Source organism: Bacillus sp. BHET2 (assembly GCF_005938125.1).
GTDB lineage: Bacteria > Bacillota > Bacilli > Bacillales > Bacillaceae_B > Rossellomorea.
Genome location: NZ_VCQN01000005.1, coordinates 132,333 through 153,849, shown reverse-complemented (window position 1 = coordinate 153,849; position 21,517 = coordinate 132,333). Strand labels below are relative to the sequence as shown.

The window sequence follows — 21,517 nt, the reverse complement described above, 5'->3', positions numbered from 1 at the left end:
TAAGAATATGTGCACGAACACACCATTCCCCTATAACCTACTACACACCGGGTCTGGCACCCTCAAAAGACAACCAAAACAACAAACCCCTTTACGCCACTAAACATCACAATATAAATCGGGTGCCTGACACGCTTCAGAATATATGCACCAATACACCCCTCAAAAAACCTCCAAGCTCCACCACCAAACTAAACCAACAAATTCTTCCCAATCACCATCCGCTGAATCTCACTCGTACCCTCATAAATCTCCGTCACCTTCGCATCCCGGAACAATCGCTCAACCGGATATTCCTTCGTATAGCCGTATCCACCATAAACCTGGATTGCTTCTGTTGACACTTCGACCGCTGTCTTCGAAGCAAACAGCTTCGCCATGCTTGCTTCTTTTCCACAAGAAATGTTGTTCGAACGAAGATTTGCCGCCCGGTACACAAGAAGTTTTGACCCTTCAACCGCTGTCGCCATATCGGCAAGCTTAAAGCCAATGCCCTGTTGTGCTGCAATTGGTTTGCCGAATTGCACTCGTTCTTTTGCATACGCCGTTGAAAAGTCGAATGCCGCTTCAGCGATTCCCAGAGCCTGCGCAGCAATCCCGATTCGTCCGACATCAAGATTTGCCATCGCGATCTTGAAGCCTTCCCCTTCTTGACCAAGAAGGTTTTCAGCTGGTACTTTCATATCTTCAAAGGTTAGTTGAACCGTTCTGGAACCGTGAAGACCCATTTTATGTTCGTCTTTTCCAATTACAAGGCCCGGTGTACCTTTCTCAACGATAAAAGCCGATACCCCGCGGCTGCCCTTTGATGGGTCCGTTGCGGCAAACACAATATACGTATCCGCTTCTCCGCCATTTGTAATGAAGACTTTCGAGCCATTCAATACATAGTGATCATCCCGTTTCTCTGCCCGGGTTTTTAAACTCTTCGCATCAGACCCTGCACTCGGTTCGGTTAGGCAGAAAGCTCCTAAGTATTCACCTGAAGCAAGCTTAGGAAGATATTTTTGCTTCTGATCTTCATTCCCGAAATAAAGAATCGGATTGGTTCCTACGGATGTATGAACAGATAAAATAACCCCAATGGTCGCGCTTACTTTCGACAGCTCGTGAATCGCAATGATATACGAGGTGAAATCCATCTCTGAACCACCATATTTCTCAGGAGTCGTGATTCCCATCAAGCCAAGCTTAGCCATCTTATTTAAAATTTCTCTAGGAAATTGTCCTTCTTCCATCTTCTCTATAAACGGCTGGATTTCTGTTTCTGCAAAATCCCGAACCATCTTTCTCATCATCTGCTGTTCTTCCGTGAATCGTAACTCCATGACTGTTTCCTCCCTGATGTTCGTGATTACTCGTATGAATAGAAACCGCGGCCTGTTTTACGACCCAACCAGCCTGCTTTCACATATTTTCGTAGAAGCGGACATGGACGGTACTTGTCATCACCGAATCCTTCGTGAAGTGTTTCCATGATATACAGGCACGTATCCAATCCGATGAAGTCTGCTAACGTAAGAGGTCCCATTGGGTGATTCATACCAAGCTTCATCACTTCATCGATCGCCTCTTTACTCGCCACTCCTTCATAAAGCGTGTAGATCGCTTCATTGATCATTGGCATCAAGATCCGGTTGGAAACGAATCCAGGGAAATCTTCTACTTCAACCGGTACTTTATTAAGAGACTTCGTCATATCTTCAATCACTTGATATACTTCATCAGTTGTTGCCAATCCACGGATGATTTCAACAAGCTTCATCACTGGTACCGGGTTCATGAAGTGCATGCCGATTACCTGCTTGGGACGCTTCGTCGCAGCAGCGATTTCTGTGATTGGGAGTGAGGATGTGTTGGATGCAAGGATCGTATGCTGAGGAGTAATCTCATCCAACTGAGCAAAGATTTTCGTTTTAATATCCATGTTTTCAACTGCTGCTTCAATAACAAGGTCCACTTGCTTCGCATCGTGGATATCGGTTGAAGCAGTTAATCGGTTCACTGTCGCCGTCTTATCTTCTTCTGTTATTCTTCCTTTTTCTACAGAGCGGGTCAGGTTCTTTGTGATACCACCCATTCCCTTTTGGACAAACTCTTCTTTCAAATCGTTCAGATATACGTTAAATCCCGCTTGTGCGCAAACTTGGGCAATTCCGGAACCCATTTGCCCTGCACCGATGACCATGATGTTTTTAATGTTCATTTTGTTCTCCCCTTTGTTATGGCTGATTCTTGTAAACTAGTTGATTGTATTTTGGAGATCAGCAACTGATTATCTAGATGTATTCAGCTGCTGAACCTATATAGTCGGTCAGCAAATCTGTACTTGGCACCTTTGTACCTGGTACATTTCGTTCTTTTTGTACCTGGTACAATCGACCATAATCCCCTACTGCTTCGCCACTTCAATCATGATTGCATCCCCTTGACCGCCGCCGCTGCAGATGGACGCTATCCCGATTCCCCCACCGCGGCGCTTCAATTCGTATGCAAGTGTCAGGATGATGCGTGCTCCACTAGCTCCAATCGGATGCCCCAGTGCAACCGCTCCACCGTTCACATTGACTTTCTCAGGATCCAATCCGGCGATTTTCCCGCTTGCGAGGGCAACCGCAGCAAACGCCTCATTTATTTCAAATAGGTCAATCTCTTCAAGTGATTTGCCTGTTTTCTTCAGAAGTTCATTGATCACAAGTCCCGGTGTTTGCGGGAAATCCTTTGCTTCAACAGCAATCGCGGTGTGACCAAGGATGGTCGCTAGCGGCTGTTTCCCTTCTCTTTCTGCTCGTTCTTCGCTCATCAGCACCATGGCTGCTGCGCCGTCGTTGACTCCTGGTGCGTTTCCTGCTGTGATCGTTCCTTCTGAACCAAAGACTGGTCCTAATTTAGCCAATGCCTCGATGGATGTTTCTTTACGTGGTGCTTCATCTTTATCGACAACGACTGGATCACCTTTACGCTGCGGTACAAGAACGGCAACGATTTCTTCCCCGAGTATGCCTGATTCCGTCGCTTTCACTGCAAGGTCATGGCTCCTGTACGACCACCTGTCCTGCTCTTCTCTTGATAATTCAAATTCTTTCGCTGTTTCATTTCCGTACGTTCCCATGTGGACATTGTTGAAGCTGCACGTCAATCCATCGTGGACCATGGAGTCTTTCACCTGTGTGTCCCCCATCTTAAAGCCCCAGCGCGCTTTGGGCAGGATGTACGGTGCGTTGGACATGGATTCCATTCCGCCTGCCACGATGACTTCACCGTCGCCGGCACGGATGATCTGATCCCCCATCGTCACACTCCGCATTCCTGAAGCGCAGACTTTGTTGATGGTTTCCGTTCTGACATTCCACGGAAGTCCTGCGTGACGAGATGCCTGCCGGGAAGGAATTTGTCCCTGTCCTCCCTGCAAAACCGATCCAAGGATGACTTCTTCTACTTCTTCACCATTTACGCCTGCTCGTTTAAGGGCTTCCTTCACCGCAAAACCGCCAAGCTCTGAAGCTGTAAAACGGCTTAAACTTCCTCCGAATTTACCAAAAGGTGTTCTAGCTCCATCTAAAATGACCGTTTTTCCCATCTCAATCGCTCTCCTTTTTTATGTGAAAGATTTGATTCGACAAAATTGTATACGCTTTCAATAGGTTTCAAAAAAATTTAGTTGGCACTCGACTGAACGCTCGCTCAACCGTCATCCACAAAAGAAGGGACAGTTTTTGTCCCTTATAACCTTTATTGTACTTCATATTCGGCTAGAACGTAATGATTTTTTAGAAAGTTTTTATTTTTCCATTAAATTTATTATTGTAGAAAAATAATAGGAGTGAAACCCAATAGAGACTATTTTGTTTCATTCCTATTTTTTCACATACCGATAAGGGTAGTCTGCACATTATTCATTATTATAAGGATAATATTCTTTTTATGACGCAGCCGGTTGATCTTTTTGATCGCCACAAACTGCTTTTTCTAGGATTTCTGCCACATCCTGAGTTGAAACTGTTTCTTCTACTTCCTTCGCTTTCGTTCCATCTGACAACATTGTCAGGCAGTACGGACACCCTGAACTGATGACGGAAGGCTTGACCTCCAGTGCCTGCTCGGTACGGGAAACGTTGACGCGGTGACCAGCGTCTTCTTCCATCCACATCAATCCTCCGCCCGCTCCACAGCACATGCCTTTTTCACGGTTACGTTCCATTTCAACCAATTTCACACCGGAGATTGATTTAAGGATTTCACGCGGTGGATCATATACTTCGTTGTAGCGGCCTAAGTAACAGGAATCATGGAAGGTGATCGTTTCATTCACTTCGTATTTCGGCTTAAGACGTCCTTCTTTTACCAGGTCGTACAGAAGTTCCGTATGATGATATACTTCTGCTTCTAAGCCGAAGTCCGGATACTCATTCTTGAAAATATTATAAGCATGCGGATCGATCGTGATAATCTTTTTGATTTCGTTCTTTTCGAATTCTGCGATATTTTGACCGGCAAGCTCCTGGAATAAGAATTCGTTTCCAAGGCGTCGTGGTGTATCCCCTGAGTTCTTCTCTTTGTTTCCTAAAATCGCGAACTTTACGCCTGCTTCATTCAATAGCTTGGCAAAGGACAGTGCGATTTTTTGGCTGCGGTTATCAAATGAACCCATCGATCCGACCCAGAATAAATATTCGAAGTCTTCTCCCGCTTTTTTCATTTCTTTCACCGTCGGAATGGTTACGTCTTCTCTCGCTTCACGCCAGTTCTCACGTTCCTTACGGTTTAGACCCCAAGGATTCCCCTGGCGCTCAATGTTTTGCATCGCGCGCTGAGCGTCTGCATCCATTTTCCCTTCTGTCAGAACCAGGTAACGACGAAGGTCGATGATTTTATCCACGTGCTCATTCATTACTGGACATTGGTCTTCACAGTTACGGCATGTTGTACATGCCCAGATTTCTTCTTCGGTGATGACGTCTCCGATCAGGCTTGGACTGTATGTTGCACCTGCAGCCGCTTCTTCCGCTGCCTGAGTAGCACTCGCCATCGCAAGCTGATTCCCTTTCGTACCATTGAATGCAAATGTCGGTACCCAAGGTTTTTTCTGTGTAACGACTGCACCGTGGTTGGTCAGGTTATCACGAAGCTTGACGATTAAGTCCATTGGGGAAAGCATCTTCCCTGTTCCTGTTGCAGGACACATATTCGTACAACGACCACATTCTACGCATGCGTAGAAATCAATCATCTGATGTTGCGTAAACTCTTCAATCTTCCCTACCCCGAAGCTTTCAGCTGATTCATCTTCAAAGTCGATCGGCTTAAGCTTTCCAGGATTGTCTAAACGATTGAAATAAACATTGGCAGGTCCTGCGATCAAATGCGCGTGCTTGGATTGCGGCACATACACAAGGAATCCAAGCAGGAATATGAGGTGCATCCACCATGCTACATAGAAAATGGCGATGGAAGCTGTTTCTCCAATACCTCCCAGTGCCCCGGCAATCAATGACGCAACAGGTTCTGTCCACGCTAGATCTTCACCGTGCCAGATGATGCCCATTCCGTTCCCTACAAGGACAGATAGCATTAATCCGCCGATGAACAGCAGAACTAATCCTGACTTAAATCCTCTTTTTAAACGGACCAATTTTTCAACATAGCGGCGATGGAATGCCCACACAACCGCTACCAGAATCATCAGTGTGACAAGTTCCTGGAAGAATGTGAATCCAGCGTATAGTGGACCAAGCGGCAGGTGACTACCTGGTGCAAGTCCTTTCCAAATGAAATCGATGGCCCCGAATTGAACGAGGATGAACCCGTAGAAGAACATGACGTGGATTGCTCCACTTTTCTTATCCTTCAGAAGCTTCTTCTGTCCGAAGACATTGACCAGGATTTTCTGGAAACGTTCCTTAAATCGCTTGTCGAACTCGACTTTTTTCCCGAGCTTAATATATTCAATTCTCGTCTTTACTACATACACAAACAAGCTAAGTGCGTAAACGGTTACAAGAATAAACGCAACCCAATTGAGAATGAGTAACCCATTCATAGACAAACACTCCCCCTACTTTGGTCCGATTGAACGTCCCCTTTGTTCAAACTTTTACAAACCAAATTAATATTCTGAATAGTCCTTATATCCATTATATTATGAATGAGCATTCAGTCAATGGTTTTTACGAAGAAAAATGAAAACCTTTTCACAAACCTCTCTTCATCACGTAGAAAGAAACAGGACTTTTTGTTCCCCTGCAGGTTTCAATAGGACTCTTGTCAGGGAAAAGAAGAAAGAATGCAAAGGAATAAAGATTAAGGACATACTAAAATCAATGCAAATGAGAGAGTGATTCTATGTGGTGGTTGATTCCATTATTCATCATTGTAGCCGTCATCGGATGGTTACTGATCGACTTTAAATTAGGAAGAAGTCAATTTATCCGGACACGGACCAGAAGAGATTATGAAAAACGAAACAGTGACATTCGATTATTTTCCAGGGGACCTGAGCTATTTGATGTGATGTTTAAAGAGATGAAAGAAGCCAGGTCTTCGATTCATGTATTATTTTATATCGTACAGGATGACCATTTCGCCTTGCGATTCCTTGAATTATTAAAGGAAAAAGCCAAAGAAGGGGTAGAGGTCCGCCTGCTAATGGATCAAATCGGAAGCCATAACGTTCCGAAATCCAAAGTACGGGACCTTCGCAATGCAGGTGTTGAAGTAGATTTCTGCCGAAGAGTCAAGCTTCCCTATCTATTCTTCTCTTCCCAACAGCGTAACCATCGAAAGATTACCGTCATTGACGGGGAAATCGGTTATTTGGGGGGCTATAATATCGGTAAGGAGTATATCGATGAAAACGATATTCCCGAGCTTTCTCCGTGGAGAGATTATCATCTCCGCCTTGAAGGGGAAGGCGTCTTAGATCTACAAACTGAGTTCTGTATCGACTGGTTTCGGGCAACAACTAAGGACTTAAAAAACGAAGCGAAGTACTTTCCACCAGCTGAAAAAGGCAGCTGTCAGCATCAGATATTCCCAACAGAAGGAGTCAATATCGAAGAATTCTTCAAGAAGTTCATTGATGAAGCCCGTGAGGAAGTGATTATCGGAACTCCTTACTTTGTCCCGACCCCCATTTTAATGGATGCCCTTTGTGATGCATTGGACCGTGGCGTGCAGGTAAGGATCATCATTCCTAATAATGCGGACCATATGCTCGTAAAGGAAGTCGCCTTCCCTTATTTCAGAACCTTGCTTTCTAAAGGGGCAAAAGTATATCAGTTCATGAATGGCTTTTATCATGCGAAGGTACTTATCGTCGACGACCACTTTTGCGATATCGGCACGGCCAACTTCGATAAACGGAGCTTCTTTATCAATTTCGAAATCAATAACCTGATATTCGATAAAGAATTTATTCGAACATTGAAAAAGGAAATGGAAAAAGACATGGAAGCTTCCGACATGCTAAGCGAAAGCGACCTTTCATCTGTCTCCTTTCTCACACGTATAAAAGAACGTATCGCTGCATCCATTTCAATCTTACTTTAGGGGGAAGTTACATGAGAGTCCGTCTGGGATTTGTTGCGAACTCCCTCTCTTTATGGGACGCAAGCCCTGCCAAAACCATGACATTTAAACGGTATACACAATTGCCAAAAGAAGATCGGATGTATCGCCTGAAGGAAGTGACACGATTAAACCTGGAACATACGAAACGAATCCTCTATCTTTGTGCTGCACATGAAATCGAACTGTATCGCTTATCAAGCTCACTTGTCCCCCTTGCGACACATCCTGAAGTAGAATGGGATTTCTATTCCCCTTTTCAAGAGGAATGGAGAGAGCTTGGGGAAGTTATCAGGCAGTTCGGGATCAGGGCAAGCTTTCATCCTAACCAGTTCACTCTGTTCACAAGCCCCAAGCAACATGTAACCGACAATGCTGCGAAGGATATGATCTACCATTACCGGATGTTAGAGTACATGGGAATCGAAAAGGATGCCGTCATCAACATTCATATTGGTGGAAGCTACGGGGATAAGGAAGAAACATTGGTCCGTTTTCATGACAATTTGAACATTCTCCCGCCTGAAGTGAAAGACATCATGACACTTGAAAACGATGACAAAACGTATACGGTAGAAGAAACGCTTGCCGCATGCCAGAAAGAGAATATCCCCATGGTGCTCGATATCCACCATCACGAGGCAAACTCTTGTGAGAAACCTCTCGAGGATTATCTGGAAGACATCTTTGCAACATGGGAAAAAAGAGACTTAGTGCCGAAAATACATATCTCCTCCCCTAAATCGGAAAAAGCCTTTCGCTCACACGCTGATCTGGTCGATCCCGGCTTTGTGGAACCTTTCTTTAAAACCCTGAAAACCTTCGATCAGGACGTGGACTTCATGATCGAAGCCAAACATAAAGATCTGGCCATGCTGAAATTGATTGAAGACCTGTCTTCCATTCGTGGGGTGAAGCGGGTCAGTGGAGGAACATTGGAGTGGTGAGGCTGGGACAAAAGGGTTTTAGCCAAAGAAAAATCCGAACGAATATTCGATATTCTCTCATGAAAATCGAAAACGTTCGGATTTTTTATTGTTATTGTAAAAGCATATACAGTGTATTTAACTAGTTCTAGCTGTTGATTGGAGTGCAAGACGAAGACTCCTGCGGGAAAAGCGGAATAGGTGAGACCCCGCAGGAGCGTTAGCGACGAGGAGGCTCGCCTTCCGCCCGAGGAAAGCGAAGTCTTGCACGGAAATCAACAGCGGTGTCAAAAAAAATCATAACATGGTCATTTATTCTGATTGTTCGTCTTTTTTCTTTGGTTTTTTGATTCTCCCAACAACCAATCATTTTATCAACCGTGCTCAATTCTATATAATGACCTTCAAGGGGGAATCGTAATATGAATAAAATTTGCCTTTCATGGAGCGGCGGACGGGACAGCATGATGATGCTTCATGAGCTAAAGAAGAAGGAAAATGTACAGGGGCTGCTCACCACGTTTCTTAAGGAGTCTGAAAAGATGATGATGCATGAAGTACCTGTTTCGCTTGTGAGTAAGCAGGCACAGGCGTTAGGATTGCCTCTATATCCTGTCTGGTTTGAGGATACGCTCAATAATAAAGACTACGAAAACGTCATGATGAATGCTTTAGGTAAGCTTCGGAAAGAACAGTTTACTCATATTGGATTCGGTGACTTGTATTTGGAGGACATTCGGAAATACCGGGAAGAACAAATGAAAAAGACAGAACTCGAGTTGCTTTTCCCTTTATGGGGCAAAGATACTCGAGTTCTATCAAACGAATTTATTAACGAAGGTTACAGAGCCGTGATTGTCTGTGTGGATGAAGAACAGCTTGATCCACGATTTCTAGGTCGTGTATACAACGAGGAATTCCTGCGTGACCTTCCCGACTCTGTTGATCCTTGCGGTGAGAATGGTGAATTTCACAGCTTTGTGTTTGATGGTCCGTTATTCCGAGAACCGGTGCCTTACACAATCGATGGAAGCTACCGTAAATGGGATCGATTTTCGTATGTAAAGTTCATTTAAAGACCGATTCAATCCAAGGCTGAATGGCCATGAACGCCCTAAACCCAAGATAGATTCCCACGATGCCGGCAATACCAGCTAAGGCAGGCGGCGCCGGAATCGGGAGCTTAAACAGGGCAAAAATAAAACCAACTAAAAAACCAGTTACAATCGCTAAAACAACCGTTTTCATAATAGCCTCCTGAATGCTTTGTCTACCTTTATTATACGTTAAAGCTGGAAAAATATAAGAAAAAAGGTCCATCCATAAGGGACGGACCTTTTTTCATTGTTCATTACATTTTTTCTGGTGCTTCTACCCCGATTAAGGCAAGAGCATTTTGTAATGTTACTCGAACCACTTTCACAAGTGCGAGACGTGCAGTCGTAAGTTCTCGGTTTTCTTCATCAAGAACCTTGTTGGCATTGTAGAAGCTATGGAAAGCCGATGCCAGGTCGTTGATGTAGTTCGCTACACGGTGAGGTGTACGCTTCTCTGCAGAGTCGGCTATTATTTGTGGGAACTCACCTAATTTCTTCAGTAAGTCCACTTCTTTTTCCGTACCGATCAGCTTTAAGTTGATCTTGTCTTCAGAAGCAAGTCCCTGCTCTTCTGCCTGACGAAGGATGCTGCAAATACGCGCGTGTGCATATTGAGCGTAGTACACAGGGTTTTCGTTCGATTGGGATACTGCTAAGTCCAAATCAAAGTCCATATGTGTATCGGCACTTCTCATGGCGAAGAAATAGCGGACCGCATCTAGGCCGACTTCTTCAACAAGCTCGCGTAACGTAACAGCTTTCCCCGTACGCTTACTCATCTTCATCTTCTCACCATTTTTATAAAGGTGAACAAGTTGAATCACTTCAACCTCTAATTTATCACGGTCAAAGCCTAACGCTTCGATAGCTGCCTTCATTCGAGGGATGTACCCGTGATGGTCCGCACCCCAAATATTGATCAGCACATCATGTCCACGTTCGAATTTATCCTGGTGATAGGAAATATCCGGAGTCAAGTATGTGTACGTGCCATCATTTTTGATGAGAACACGGTTCTTGTCATCGCCAAGCTCTGTTGAACGGAACCATGTCGCGCCGTCCTCTTCGTATACATGACCATTATCTCTTAATCGTTTAAGGGCTGCATCGATCTTCCCGTTTTCGTACAGGGAAGTTTCGGAATACCATACATTGAACGGTACACGAAACATTTCAAGATCCTTTTTAAGCTTAGCCATTTCAATTTTCAGTCCGTACTCACGGAAGAACTTGTAGCGCTCTTGGTCACTCACTTCAGCATATTTGGAACCGAATTCCTCAGCCAGCTTCTTCCCGATCCCAATGATGTCCGCTCCATGATATCCATCTTCAGGCATCGCTTTGTCTTGTCCAAGCGCTTGGAAATAACGGGCACTAACGGAAATCGCCAGGTTATGGATCTGGTTTCCTGCATCATTAATGTAGTATTCACGGGTTACTTTATAACCTGCTTTTTCAAGGACATTACAGAGGGAATCCCCAACTGCTGCTCCACGGGCATGTCCAAGATGAAGATCGCCGGTAGGGTTGGCAGATACGAACTCTACGTTCACACGCTCGCCATTTCCTGCGTTTGATTGACCATATGCCTGATCTTGATCAAGAATCAGCGGGATCAATTCTGTTAAGTATTCATTGTTCATGTAGAAATTGATGAATCCCGGACCTGCGATTTCCATTTTTTCAATGGAAGCCTTGGACTGGTCGAAGTTTGCCACGATGTCATCTGCAATCATGCGAGGCGCTTTTTTTGCGACACGTGCAAGCTGCATTGCCATATTCGTCGAATAATCACCGTGTGATTTCTCTTTCGGTATTTCTAAAATGACATCAGGTATCTGATCCTCTGTCGCCAAGCCTGCTTTTTGCACCGCTGCTTTGATTTCGGATTTCAAATTTTCTTGTACTTTTTCAACGATATTCATGCGTCTATGCTTCCTCCTTATAGTGAATGGACATAACATAATCCCCAACTGGACTGTCTTGCATCTTTAACTCGTAAGAAAGGTTAAAATCCCCTTCTAGTTTCGACTCATCTTGTGTATGTGAAAGTTGTTTTGTTTTGGTTGTAAGTAGGAGTGTGCCGAGCTGGCTTTCGTAGGAGCCATTCTGTTCCTCTGACTCGTTAAATGCCATTCTCATTTTAATGGCACCACTTCTGAGAATCAGTGCTTGGCTATCCGTTACTTTAACAATCGTATGAGTGGTTCCTTCCTCTTGAACCTCATCGTACTTTAGAAAAACGGCATCTCCTTTTTCATAGTATCGACCAAATGATACCAGTTCAAAAGAGTCACTTTCCTCTCCTATTGTGATTTTGGTTTTCAAGTGAACCTTGACAGGGGTAGAATCTGTTTTTGCCGTCAAACCACTCACATCCTTTTCTTTTTAGGGTCCGATCAAGTGATAGGTCCGTCCCTCATGTAGACGTCCCTTCCTTCTAACTAATTAAGTATAAGAAGTATTGTGGGAAATTGCAATGGGACAGGGTGAGTTTTCATTTTTTGGAGGGATGTAAGCGTTTTAGTGGAGAATTCAAGGGATACAGTGTTTGCTGAGTGATCAGTAATCGCTTTTGTTGGATGCTGTTTTTGCTGTATTCCTACGATATTGCTATTGTTAGCTGTTGGTCTCTTACATGCTTTGTAAACTCAACAATCCTTACGGAAACTTCTTATAAAAAAATCCCCTTCGGTCAAAGAAGGGGATTTCGAGTGTTATTTTACCCAGCCTAGAAGCATTTCGCGAATCAGCTTGCTTGCTGTATTAGCTGTTTGCTCGGATGGGTCATAAATTGGAGCCACTTCAACAAGGTCAGCTCCCACTACATTGACATCAGAATGTGCAATGGCGTGGATCGATGCCAGTAATTCCTTAGAAGTGATTCCGCCGCAGTCCACGGTTCCTGTACCAGGAGCGTGGGCAGGATCCAGCACATCAATATCGATTGTGACATAAACGGGACGGCCTGCTAGCTGTGGAAGGATTTCCTTCAACGGCTCCAGCACTTCAAATTTCGAAATGTGCATTCCATTTTCTTTCGCCCACTGGAATTCTTCTTTCATTCCCGAACGGATTCCGAATGAATACACATTCTTCGGTCCGATATGTTCAGCGATCTTACGGATTGGAGTCGAGTGGGATAACGGCTCTCCCTCATACTCTTCACGAAGATCCGTATGAGCATCCATATGAATGATAGCAAGATCCGGATATTTCTTCGCCACGGCCTTCATAACTGGCCATGAAACCAAGTGCTCTCCACCCATACCGAATGGAATCTTCCCATCACCAAGGAGGCCATCGATATAATCTTCAATGATATCAATGCTCCGCTGCGGGTTACCGAACGGCAGTGGTATATCACCGGCATCAAAATACTTCACTTCTTCAAGCTCCCGGTCCAAGTACGCACTATATTCTTCCAACCCGATCGACACCTCGCGGATACGGGCCGGACCAAAACGTGATCCCGGACGATAACTCACCGTCCAATCCATAGGCATACCATAAAGAACAACCGAACTCTCCTCATAAGAAGGATGACTCTGAATAAACACATTACCTGAATAAGCCTCATCAAAACGCATATTCTTCAACCTCTCTGTTAGAGGGACGGACCTATGTTTAGGTCCGTCCCTCCTTGAATTTAAACGATTTTTCGCTGGAATTTGAGGTCCGTCCCTCAAATCTCTTATTTTGTTAGGTCTTTAACGAATTTAGGCAGGGCGAATGCTGCTTTGTGCAGTTCCGGTGTGTAGTATTTGGTTTCGATGTCGTGGAAACGCTCTTCCGGTACTTCGATTGGGTCGTGCTTTTTGGAACCGATTGTGAATGCCCATAATCCGCTTGGGTATGTTGGGATATTGGCTGTGTATAGACGAGTGATCGGGAAGATTTCCTTAACATCACTCTGTACCTGGCGGATTAGATCTGCCTTGAACCAAGGGTTATCACATTGAGCAACAAAGATTCCGTCTTCTTTCAGCGCTTTCGAGATCCCTGCATAGAATCCTTTTGTGAATAGGTTGACAGCTGGCCCAACAGGCTCTGTGGAGTCAACCATGATTACGTCATATTCATTTTCACTTTTCGCGATGTGCATGAAGCCATCGCCAACTTCTACTTCAACGCGATCGTTTTCAAGTTCTCCTGCAATCTCAGGAAGGTATTTTTTAGAGTACTCAATGACTTTTCCATCGATTTCAACAAGAACGGCTTTTTTCACGCTTGGGTGCTTTAACACTTCACGGATAACGCCACCGTCTCCTCCACCGACAACTAATACTGTCTCAGGATTAGGGTGCGTAAATAATGGAACATGCGCCACCATTTCATGATAAACGAACTCATCTTTTTGACTTGTCATCACCATTCCATCAAGGAATAGCATGTTACCCCACTCTTCTGTTTCAGCCATTTCAAGATATTGAAAATTCGTTTGCTCTGTATGTAAAGTCTTTTTGATTTTCATTGTGATTCCGAAGTTTTCTGTTTGTTTCTCTGTGTACCAAAGTTCACTCATTGTTTCAACTTCCCTTCTTGTTTTCATTTTTTATCGATTTTTTTGCTAGTGTCGTTCTCAGCTCTCAAAATCATATTCCACTAGTTTGAAGTTTTCACACGTTCATCTCAGGACAAAATAGATCACTCAGTTAAGTAAAAACTTGATATAACTGGATTTACTTCTATTTATAAGGTTGTTTTTATAAACTTTGTTGCTTTTTCTATTAGCTAGTGCTGGTTGATTTCCACTCCAGGTGCTCGCTTTCCGCGGGGCGTGAGTTGAGCCTCCTCGGACTTTGTCCTGCGGGGTCTCAACCTTCCCGCGTTTCCCGCAGGAGTCGAGCACCTTCCGCTACAATCAACTATCTAAGCATTAATTTCTAACTATTATTAAACAACAATCTTTGCTAAAAAAACCATTTATAAAAACGTCCGCAACAGACGTCATTTTTATCCTTCCCTATCATGATAAATACAAACATGAGAAAAAGTATAGTGGAATCTAGCAAAATTTCAAGTGAAATTTTTTCTAAACCTTTGACGTTTAAAATCTCGTAAATCTTTTCATACTAATACTACACACTAAACATAATATACGATGTTCATTCATGTCCAATCGAAATAAATACAAGGTCCGTCCCTCAAAAGGATGCTGACCTCCATAAAGAAAGTAGGGAGAGGTATGGAACTGATGGTCCGAATGGAGAAAACAAAAAAATATGCCAGAGTGGTAGTGGTGGGCGTTTTGTTACTTACTGTCCTTTTTTTGGTAGGATTGATCGGGATTTTGACATATGCCAAGATCCAGGGCCCCCCACCACTTGCCGTGCCTCAATCTACTCTAATCTACAGTGATGAAGGATCTGTGATAGGAGAAACCAATACAGGTGAGAAGCGTTACTGGGTCGGACTGAATGAAATTTCCCCGGCACTGATTGAAGCGACCATCTCCATTGAGGACAAAAGCTTCTACCAGCACTACGGATTTGACCTGAAACGGATGGCTGGCGCCGCCCTTGCCGACGTAAAAGCGATGTCAAAGGTGCAGGGAGCCAGTACGATTTCCCAGCAATACGCTCGTAATCTATTTTTATCTCATGATAAGACGTGGAAAAGAAAGATTTCTGAAGCACTCTACACACTTCGGATCGAAATGAACTATTCGAAAAAGGATATTCTAGAAGGCTATTTAAATACCATCTATTACGGACATGGGGCATACGGTGTTCAGGCAGCCAGTCAATATTATTTCGGTAAAGACGCCAATCAGCTGACCGTTGCCGAAGCATCCATACTCGCAGGCATACCTAAAGCACCGTCCTATTATTCACCCGTTTCCCATTTCGATCATGCAAAGAAGCGCCAGGAACTGATTCTTCAGTCCATGACCGAGGACGGCATCATTTCAAAAGAACAGCAAATCGTTTCAAAAGCGGCACCGATCCATATTACTGGGGAGCATGCCCACCAGAAGGTTGAAACCGCCCCTTACTTTCAAGATGTGGTGAAAAGCATCCTCCACTCTGATTTAGGAATCGAAGAGCGTACCATTGAAATGGGTGGATTAAAAGTTTATACCACCCTCAATCCTGAGCATCAAAAAGCGGCTGAAAAAGTCGTCAATGAGCAGATATCCGACGAGTCCGATATCCAGTTGGGCTTTGTAGCCATGAATCCGAAGAATGGCTATGTGACCGCTCTCGTTGGAGGAAGGAATTACGAGGAAAGTCCGTTCAATCGTGCCGTACAGGCCATCCGACAGCCTGGATCTACGATTAAACCGCTTCTCTACTATTCTGCCCTTAAGCAAGGATTCACCCCCTCAACGACGATGAAGAGTGAACTGACATCCTTCAAATTCGATGATGGGAAATCAAGCTACACTCCTCATAATTACAATAATAAATATGCAGAGGGAGACATCACCTTGGCCCAGGCTATTGCGCTATCCGATAACGTGTATGCGGTGAAGACACATCTCTTCATCGGACAGGACACCTTACCGAAAACCGCCAAGGAGAAATTCGGATTAACGACAAAGGTCAAGAAGTACCCCTCTTCGGCACTCGGTACATCTGGTGCAAGAGTCATCGATATGGTCAATGCCTACAGCATCTTTGCTAATGGCGGCTACAAAGTTAAGCCCGTTTTCATCACTCGGGTGGAAGACTGGTCCGGTCACGTCATCTATGAAAATAAATCGAAAAAAGAGCAGGTCCTAGACCCAGATGTCACATTTGTCATGACTCATATGCTGAGCGGAATATTCGATCCCAAACTCAATGACTACTCAACGGTGACCGGCATCCAGATCCGCAAAGACGCTACCCGTCCCTATGCAGGCAAATCAGGAACCACCAACACAGATAACTGGATGATCGGCTACTCCCCCCAGCTAACAGCGGGAGTCTGGACCGGATACGACAAAGAAAAGGAAATCTCCCTCGTGGATGATAAATACCTTGCCAAGAAAATTTGGGTCCACTTCATGGAAGAAGCCTTAAAAGATGAACCCGTCAAAAACTTCAAACCAACCAAGGGCGTCGTCGGCGTAGCCGTAAATCCCCATAACGGATTACTCGCAACGGAAGACTGTCCCGTGCAACGCTTCACCTATTTCGTCAAAGGAACCGAACCAACCGAATACTGCCATGAGCACTTAGGTGAAAAAGAAGCTCCAAAAGAAAAAGAACCAGTAAAAAAAGAAGAAAAGCCTTGGTATGAAAAAGTGAAAGATTGGATTTTTTAGAAGAAAAGCGGAGGGGCTTTGCACAGAGACGACAAGCATAAGTTGAACATGCCTAAAAGGCGGGGTTTTGCCTTTTAGGCATGTTTGGCTTATGACCTCGAGCCTCTAAGTCCCGCAGCTGGATCCTGAAAAAGCGGAGGCGTCCCGATCAATAAATCATCGATATTCACAATTTGCCGCAACACAGTCCAGAAGTTACGCAAGTTTGTCCAAAAGTTACGCAACAAATCCAAATCATCGAAACAACTATAAAAAAACGAAAAACCTCGGGTTTGTGCGAACCCGAGGTTTTTCATGTCCTAGTTTATGTGCAAACTGTGATTTAAGTGTACTTTTTTTCTCACCTAAGGGCAAGATGTGAACGACACATTCAAAAAAATGTCATAGTTTGTTCACAAAAGAAAAATATTCTTTATGATTATACTTTTAAGGCTTCCTTTAGTTCATCTTTTGAGCGTTCCCACATACCTTCATCATGATTCCTTAAGAAGTCCTTGAGAATGCCCTTTGACTTGTCGTCCAGTTGATCGAGGATCACTTTACGCTTGATGGATTTATCCATATTATTCACGTGCTCCGGCATAGACTTGTAGCCTCTCCGCTTCTCACGGTTCACGACAAGCTCACAAGCCGTTACACCTGCATAATACGGGCCGTCTTCCATCCGGTCAATGGTTACCCAGATCAGCCAGTAAGGCTTACCGCCGGCAGAGTCCTCGCGGTTATTTGTGTATTTAATACCCTTTTCGATCGGGCTTCTGGCATGTAAGGCACCTATTTCAATCGTCGCTTCCCCTTCTTCGACATCAATTATCACGGGAGAAACATTATCTAGACTTAAACTTCCTACCCCGTAACCTCCATGGCCGTCTGTAGGATCATTTTTAATGATATTGAATCCAATGTTTTTTTTCTTTTCCATGAGTCTACACTCCTTCTATTCGCATTCTAGCTAAAGATTGAAAATATCGTTGTGAAAATCGTACTGAATGCTTGATTCGTCGCGGTCATACCGCCTTGTAATAATGGCCAGATCGTATATTCATCAAGAGGTGTGATCACGATGATCAGAAACAAGAGTACCCCATACTGCTCATACTGGGACAGTTTTGCCCTGACGTGATTCGGTGACAGATCCTCTATAATCCGGTACCCGTCCAGTGGAGGAAACGGTAATAGATTGAATACAAATAACAGCACATTCAGGTACACAATCATCTGCAAGAGATCAATGACAAAGGGAGGAACTCCAACTCCACCGGTCACTCCTACAAAGAAATAGAAAAATCCAAAGGTGATGAAAGCAAGTAAGAAATTACTTAAGGGACCTGCCACTGAAACCAGCACTCCCGCCAAACGGGGGTTCTTAAACCTTGATCTCATGACCGGCACGGGACGCGCCCAGCCAAACCCTGCAATTAATATTAAAATGGTCCCGAGGGGGTCCAAATGTTGAATCGGATTTAATGTAAGTCTTCCTTGATCCTTCGCTGTCGTATCCCCAAATTTGTAGGCGACAAATGCATGCGCAAACTCATGAACCGTAAAGGCCATGACGAGGGCAATCACCACAAACGGAAGCTCCTCCAACCGAAAGACGGAAATCGACTCAAAAAGCTGGCTAAATATATCCAAAGTATGTACTCCTTTAAAAAATGTTTTACTTCCTTATTCCATAGTATACAGAAAAATTCCTGCATTCATGACCACTCTCAAAAAAACAAATCTATCTCTATCATACCAAACTTGCTCTCTCATCCCCTACCCATTACATTTAAAGGGTAGGCAGAATCAAACAAGCCTACCACAGATTGTATCAAATCCATCAGCAAGGAGCGAACCATAATGCCTTATATCACAGTAAAAATGCTCGAAGGCCGTTCAGAAGAACAAAAACGAGCCCTCGTCGAAAAAGTGACCGAAGCCGTAAGCGAAACAACCGGAGCACCTGAAGAGAAAATCGTTGTCTTCATCGAGGAGATGACAAAAGGTCACTATGCCGTCGGCGGGAAGCGACTTAGCGATCAATAGGATTCTAAGGTGACACGTATAAAACAGGTCGGCTGGAAAGGCGCTTTTTGCCTTTTCAACGAACCTGTTTTATGATCTCGTGGGGCTTCATTATTGATACTCATTTTTGTTAACGGGAAAAAAGGGGTAACTTCAGCCTTTGAAGAATACTATATACCATACTCTCATTATTTTGCCTTAAGAAAGGACGGAGGGAAATGGACGTTAATATTGGCGATATCATCTTCCAATTGTTCATGATGGCTATCCTTTTAGCCATTGTGGTTGGCGCCTTCTTGATTGCCAGAAGCATTCGAAATCGAAAGATTCAACAGCGGAGGCATGATCAACAAATTGAAGAAAAGCTTGATCAAATCATCGAGAAGATGGATCAAACAAAATAAAGTCATGGAAATCGTTGCGCTCACCGTGACGATTTTTTGTTTATGTAAAAGGGAATCACCGGTTTCGAGTGATTCCCCTGTCGTTCATATGAGAACGTCCACTATTGGACGATTTTTTTCGTTTTTAATCCTTCGATGTAGGTGAAGGCTTCGTCGATTTCTTCTGCTGTATATTTCTGCTTGCTCTTGAGTGTGAATACTTTCTCCACTACTTCTTCTTTAGGCAGGTTATCAAAATATAAGACTGTCGAAACAAGTTCAAGAAAGCGTGCTGATTGAATGTTCATATCCGTCAGGCAATCTTCTAAGCAGGGCATTTCTTTTTCATAAATTCGCAGGAAGTCTTCTCCTTCTTTGGTGACGGTGTACCGGTATTGGAAATACCCGCCCTTTTTCTCCCTTACCTCGGAGATGAATCCCATATTGCAGAGCTCCTCTACACGGAGTGTCAGCTCCTCAGAATACGGTCCATAAAAATGAAATTGAAATTTTTCCTGAAACGGGAATTCAAGCCTCTTCGCGATGAATATCATCTTTTGAAGCTTTTTTCTCCCCACCACTTCACCTGAGGCTAAGAAGGCACTCATTAGTTTTGCATGATCTTTCAACAATGTACGTCATCTCCTACTCCTAGTATTGCGTTTGTCAGATCCTCATTGGCTGTCGTGTCGTCTAAGTTAGTTCTAGAATCGTACGTATTTGTCTCTTGATGTTTTTCTTCGTTGATTCGTCATATAGTAAATCCACAGGATAATATAATTTATGATCGGTTCGCCTTTTCCCGGAGATCGAGTCCACGATATCCGACTGCCTCGATAACTCCCGCAGCTCCTCATTCCTCATTAACAGATGAATCGGAAGACGTTCCTCTTCCTCGCCTGGCCTGTAGAAGTCGTATGGAAGGTCTGAAGATGAGTCCACCACTAAATAGTAGTCGGGATCGATACCCGCTTTTTTAAACAGAGCTTCAAGCTCACTATGCTTCTTATATTCCTTCGCCGGATCAAATTCCACGTACTTAAATAAGTTCCGATTCATGAATCGCTCGCATAAGTCTCGCAATATCGGATCCTCTTCATCTTGCCAGATCTGAAAATAATACATCACGACTGCTTCATCCAGCTTTAAATAATCCTCCAAGGACACATTCTCTTCAAACAGGGAATAAAAATGGATCGGCTTTTGCATAAAGGAATAAGCGTCCTCATAAAGCTCTTTCGCCCTATGTAGAATCTTCGTTAAAATCACTTCTGCACTTCGGGTGACCGGATGGAAATAAACCTGCCAATACATTTGATAGCGGCTCATGATGTAATCTTCCACTGCATGCATACCGCTCTGCTTGATAACGACCTGATCCTCACGTGGTCTCATGACGCGGAGAATCCTCTCCATGTCGAAATGTCCATAGCTGACACCTGTGAAATAGGCATCACGTTGTAAATAATCCATACGGTCTGCATCAATCTGGCTCGAAATCAGGCTGACGACCAGCTTGTTCTCGTACGTCTTCCCAATCACTTCTGCCACATGCTTTGCGAAATCCGGACCTACCTTACCGAGGACCTCATTCACCTCGGTATCTCCTAAAATGATCGCCTGGGTGAAATGCTCGTGATCCAGGTGAAACACCTTCTCAAAGGAATGGGAAAACGGACCATGCCCAAGATCATGCAACAACGCAGCGCAAAGGGATAAAAGTCGTTCATCCTGGTTCCACTCCGGTCTGCCAGCGAATACATCATCTACGATTCGGCGGATGATCTCATATACACCAAGTGAATGATTGAACCTGCTATGCTCCGCCCCATGAAAGGTCAAGTAGGTGGTACCTAGCTGCCTGATTCTGCGAAGTCGTTGAAACTCTTTCGTTCCAATCAAATCCCAAATCACCTGATCCCTTACATGAACATACCGATGAACAGGGTCTTTAAATACTTTTTCTTCATGTAATTTCTGCTTGGCATACTCCATCTTCTACCCTCTTCCTAAACTAGCATATTTCTATTATAGCGACTTTTTTCCTGGTATTCATCTCGAATCCTGTCGAAAAAAATAGTATTTTGCTTCTGATGACGAGCAGCAGGCGCTCCCATTCCTCCTAAAAAAAATTGAGGCTCAAAATGCGCTTGACAAGAACGTATGTTTCCTTTAGACGAATTAATCGCTGCTCCACCCGTGTTAAAATCTCTTCTACTTATTTCTCTATCCTCTAACTAGTTTCCTTTCCAAAAGAAGCGCAAACCTTTATTTATTTTT

The 21,517-nt window shown here is 44.0% G+C and carries 19 protein-coding genes and 1 pseudogene; 7 read left to right on the top strand and 13 right to left on the bottom strand.

What is annotated here, in order from left to right; translation table 11 throughout:
• Nucleotides 1–191: 191 nt before the first annotated feature.
• The 4 genes from FGG79_RS17855 to FGG79_RS17840 all read right to left on the bottom strand — a co-directional run bounded on the left by FGG79_RS17855 (nucleotide 192) and on the right by FGG79_RS17840 (nucleotide 6,040).
• The gene (locus FGG79_RS17855) at nucleotides 192–1,328 is read right to left on the bottom strand and encodes an acyl-CoA dehydrogenase (RefSeq protein ID WP_138780822.1); all 1,137 of its coding nucleotides are present in this window, start codon (nucleotides 1,326–1,328) and stop codon (nucleotides 192–194) included.
• A gap of 26 nt (nucleotides 1,329–1,354) precedes the next feature.
• Entirely contained in the window at nucleotides 1,355–2,206 is an 852-nt protein-coding gene (locus FGG79_RS17850) for a 3-hydroxybutyryl-CoA dehydrogenase (RefSeq protein WP_138780820.1), read from the bottom strand.
• A gap of 186 nt (nucleotides 2,207–2,392) precedes the next feature.
• Nucleotides 2,393–3,580 (bottom strand): acetyl-CoA C-acetyltransferase, encoded by a 1,188-nt coding sequence (locus FGG79_RS17845; protein WP_138780818.1) that lies wholly within the window; start codon nucleotides 3,578–3,580, stop codon nucleotides 2,393–2,395.
• A 342-nt stretch (nucleotides 3,581–3,922) separates the two neighbouring features.
• Nucleotides 3,923–6,040: a 4Fe-4S dicluster domain-containing protein gene (locus FGG79_RS17840; protein ID WP_138780816.1), complete on the bottom strand. Its 2,118-nt coding sequence runs from the start codon at nucleotides 6,038–6,040 to the stop codon at nucleotides 3,923–3,925.
• A 302-nt stretch (nucleotides 6,041–6,342) separates the two neighbouring features.
• Between FGG79_RS17840 and cls the strand changes: the two genes are divergently transcribed.
• From cls to FGG79_RS17820, 4 genes and pseudogenes are all read left to right on the top strand, one after another.
• Nucleotides 6,343–7,548 carry a cardiolipin synthase gene (gene cls, locus FGG79_RS17835; RefSeq protein WP_138780814.1) on the top strand — a complete coding sequence of 402 codons (1,206 nt, stop codon included), beginning with the start codon at nucleotides 6,343–6,345 and terminating at the stop codon, nucleotides 7,546–7,548.
• Nucleotides 7,549–7,559: 11 nt separating this feature from the next.
• Nucleotides 7,560–8,513, top strand: a complete 954-nt coding sequence (gene uvsE, locus FGG79_RS17830) for a UV DNA damage repair endonuclease UvsE (protein WP_138780812.1) — start codon at nucleotides 7,560–7,562, stop codon at nucleotides 8,511–8,513.
• A 134-nt stretch (nucleotides 8,514–8,647) separates the two neighbouring features.
• Nucleotides 8,648–8,842: pseudogene (locus tag FGG79_RS22210) on the top strand (hypothetical protein).
• Between the two features lie 72 nt (nucleotides 8,843–8,914).
• Complete coding sequence (locus tag FGG79_RS17820; RefSeq protein ID WP_138780810.1) at nucleotides 8,915–9,568, top strand: Dph6-related ATP pyrophosphatase; 654 nt, start codon at nucleotides 8,915–8,917, stop codon at nucleotides 9,566–9,568.
• Here the strand turns inward: FGG79_RS17820 and FGG79_RS17815 are convergent.
• The 5 genes from FGG79_RS17815 to speE all read right to left on the bottom strand — a co-directional run bounded on the left by FGG79_RS17815 (nucleotide 9,561) and on the right by speE (nucleotide 14,114).
• The gene (locus tag FGG79_RS17815; RefSeq protein WP_138780809.1) at nucleotides 9,561–9,740 is read right to left on the bottom strand and encodes a XapX domain-containing protein; all 180 of its coding nucleotides are present in this window, start codon (nucleotides 9,738–9,740) and stop codon (nucleotides 9,561–9,563) included. The genes FGG79_RS17820 and FGG79_RS17815 overlap by 8 nt on opposite strands.
• A gap of 103 nt (nucleotides 9,741–9,843) precedes the next feature.
• Nucleotides 9,844–11,514 carry an arginine--tRNA ligase gene (argS, locus tag FGG79_RS17810; protein WP_138780807.1) on the bottom strand — a complete coding sequence of 557 codons (1,671 nt, stop codon included), beginning with the start codon at nucleotides 11,512–11,514 and terminating at the stop codon, nucleotides 9,844–9,846.
• A 4-nt stretch (nucleotides 11,515–11,518) separates the two neighbouring features.
• A complete protein-coding gene (locus tag FGG79_RS17805) occupies nucleotides 11,519–11,956 on the bottom strand; it encodes a YwiB family protein (RefSeq protein ID WP_240794326.1) in 438 nt (145 codons plus the stop codon).
• Nucleotides 11,957–12,306: 350 nt separating this feature from the next.
• Nucleotides 12,307–13,179 (bottom strand): agmatinase, encoded by an 873-nt coding sequence (gene speB, locus FGG79_RS17800; protein WP_138780803.1) that lies wholly within the window; start codon nucleotides 13,177–13,179, stop codon nucleotides 12,307–12,309.
• A 104-nt stretch (nucleotides 13,180–13,283) separates the two neighbouring features.
• The gene (gene speE, locus FGG79_RS17795) at nucleotides 13,284–14,114 is read right to left on the bottom strand and encodes a polyamine aminopropyltransferase (protein WP_138780801.1); all 831 of its coding nucleotides are present in this window, start codon (nucleotides 14,112–14,114) and stop codon (nucleotides 13,284–13,286) included.
• Between the two features lie 663 nt (nucleotides 14,115–14,777).
• On the opposite strand from speE, the gene FGG79_RS17785 reads away from it, so the two are divergent.
• Nucleotides 14,778–16,844 (top strand): transglycosylase domain-containing protein, encoded by a 2,067-nt coding sequence (locus FGG79_RS17785; protein WP_138780799.1) that lies wholly within the window; start codon nucleotides 14,778–14,780, stop codon nucleotides 16,842–16,844.
• A 418-nt stretch (nucleotides 16,845–17,262) separates the two neighbouring features.
• Here the strand turns inward: FGG79_RS17785 and FGG79_RS17780 are convergent, their stop codons facing one another.
• Together FGG79_RS17780 and FGG79_RS17775 are read right to left on the bottom strand one after the other, a co-directional pair.
• On the bottom strand, nucleotides 17,263–17,766 hold the full coding sequence (locus FGG79_RS17780; RefSeq protein ID WP_138780797.1) for a YwhD family protein: 504 nt from the start codon (nucleotides 17,764–17,766) through the stop codon (nucleotides 17,263–17,265).
• Nucleotides 17,767–17,792: 26 nt separating this feature from the next.
• Entirely contained in the window at nucleotides 17,793–18,479 is a 687-nt protein-coding gene (locus tag FGG79_RS17775) for a site-2 protease family protein (protein ID WP_346764088.1), read from the bottom strand.
• Nucleotides 18,480–18,689: 210 nt separating this feature from the next.
• Here FGG79_RS17775 and FGG79_RS17770 point away from each other — a divergent pair, with 210 nt between their 5' ends.
• A complete protein-coding gene (locus FGG79_RS17770; protein ID WP_034765056.1) occupies nucleotides 18,690–18,875 on the top strand; it encodes a 2-hydroxymuconate tautomerase in 186 nt (61 codons plus the stop codon).
• 197 nt (nucleotides 18,876–19,072) lie between these two features.
• Nucleotides 19,073–19,258, top strand: a complete 186-nt coding sequence (locus FGG79_RS17765) for a DUF4083 family protein (protein WP_138780795.1) — start codon at nucleotides 19,073–19,075, stop codon at nucleotides 19,256–19,258.
• 101 nt (nucleotides 19,259–19,359) lie between these two features.
• On the opposite strand, the gene FGG79_RS17760 is transcribed toward FGG79_RS17765, so the two are convergent.
• Nucleotides 19,360–19,869 carry a YwgA family protein gene (locus FGG79_RS17760; protein ID WP_138780793.1) on the bottom strand — a complete coding sequence of 170 codons (510 nt, stop codon included), beginning with the start codon at nucleotides 19,867–19,869 and terminating at the stop codon, nucleotides 19,360–19,362.
• Between the two features lie 61 nt (nucleotides 19,870–19,930).
• Nucleotides 19,931–21,232: an HD domain-containing protein gene (locus FGG79_RS17755; RefSeq protein WP_138780791.1), complete on the bottom strand. Its 1,302-nt coding sequence runs from the start codon at nucleotides 21,230–21,232 to the stop codon at nucleotides 19,931–19,933.
• Nucleotides 21,233–21,517: the final 285 nt, after the last annotated feature.

Coding starts and splice junctions, on each gene's coding strand:
- FGG79_RS17855 (WP_138780822.1), bottom strand. CDS start 1,328: ATGGAGTTACGATTCACGGAAGAACAGCAGATGATGAGAAAGATGGTT.
- FGG79_RS17820 (WP_138780810.1), top strand. CDS start 8,915: ATGAATAAAATTTGCCTTTCATGGAGCGGCGGACGGGACAGCATGATG.
- FGG79_RS17785 (WP_138780799.1), top strand. CDS start 14,778: ATGGAACTGATGGTCCGAATGGAGAAAACAAAAAAATATGCCAGAGTG.
- FGG79_RS17765 (WP_138780795.1), top strand. CDS start 19,073: ATGGACGTTAATATTGGCGATATCATCTTCCAATTGTTCATGATGGCT.
- speB (WP_138780803.1), bottom strand. CDS start 13,179: ATGCGTTTTGATGAGGCTTATTCAGGTAATGTGTTTATTCAGAGTCAT.
- argS (WP_138780807.1), bottom strand. CDS start 11,514: ATGAATATCGTTGAAAAAGTACAAGAAAATTTGAAATCCGAAATCAAA.
- FGG79_RS17755 (WP_138780791.1), bottom strand. CDS start 21,232: ATGGAGTATGCCAAGCAGAAATTACATGAAGAAAAAGTATTTAAAGAC.
- FGG79_RS17845 (WP_138780818.1), bottom strand. CDS start 3,580: ATGGGAAAAACGGTCATTTTAGATGGAGCTAGAACACCTTTTGGTAAA.
- uvsE (WP_138780812.1), top strand. CDS start 7,560: ATGAGAGTCCGTCTGGGATTTGTTGCGAACTCCCTCTCTTTATGGGAC.
- FGG79_RS17850 (WP_138780820.1), bottom strand. CDS start 2,206: ATGAACATTAAAAACATCATGGTCATCGGTGCAGGGCAAATGGGTTCC.
- speE (WP_138780801.1), bottom strand. CDS start 14,114: ATGAGTGAACTTTGGTACACAGAGAAACAAACAGAAAACTTCGGAATC.
- FGG79_RS17780 (WP_138780797.1), bottom strand. CDS start 17,766: ATGGAAAAGAAAAAAAACATTGGATTCAATATCATTAAAAATGATCCT.
- FGG79_RS17815 (WP_138780809.1), bottom strand. CDS start 9,740: ATGAAAACGGTTGTTTTAGCGATTGTAACTGGTTTTTTAGTTGGTTTT.
- cls (WP_138780814.1), top strand. CDS start 6,343: ATGTGGTGGTTGATTCCATTATTCATCATTGTAGCCGTCATCGGATGG.
- FGG79_RS17770 (WP_034765056.1), top strand. CDS start 18,690: ATGCCTTATATCACAGTAAAAATGCTCGAAGGCCGTTCAGAAGAACAA.
- FGG79_RS17840 (WP_138780816.1), bottom strand. CDS start 6,040: ATGAATGGGTTACTCATTCTCAATTGGGTTGCGTTTATTCTTGTAACC.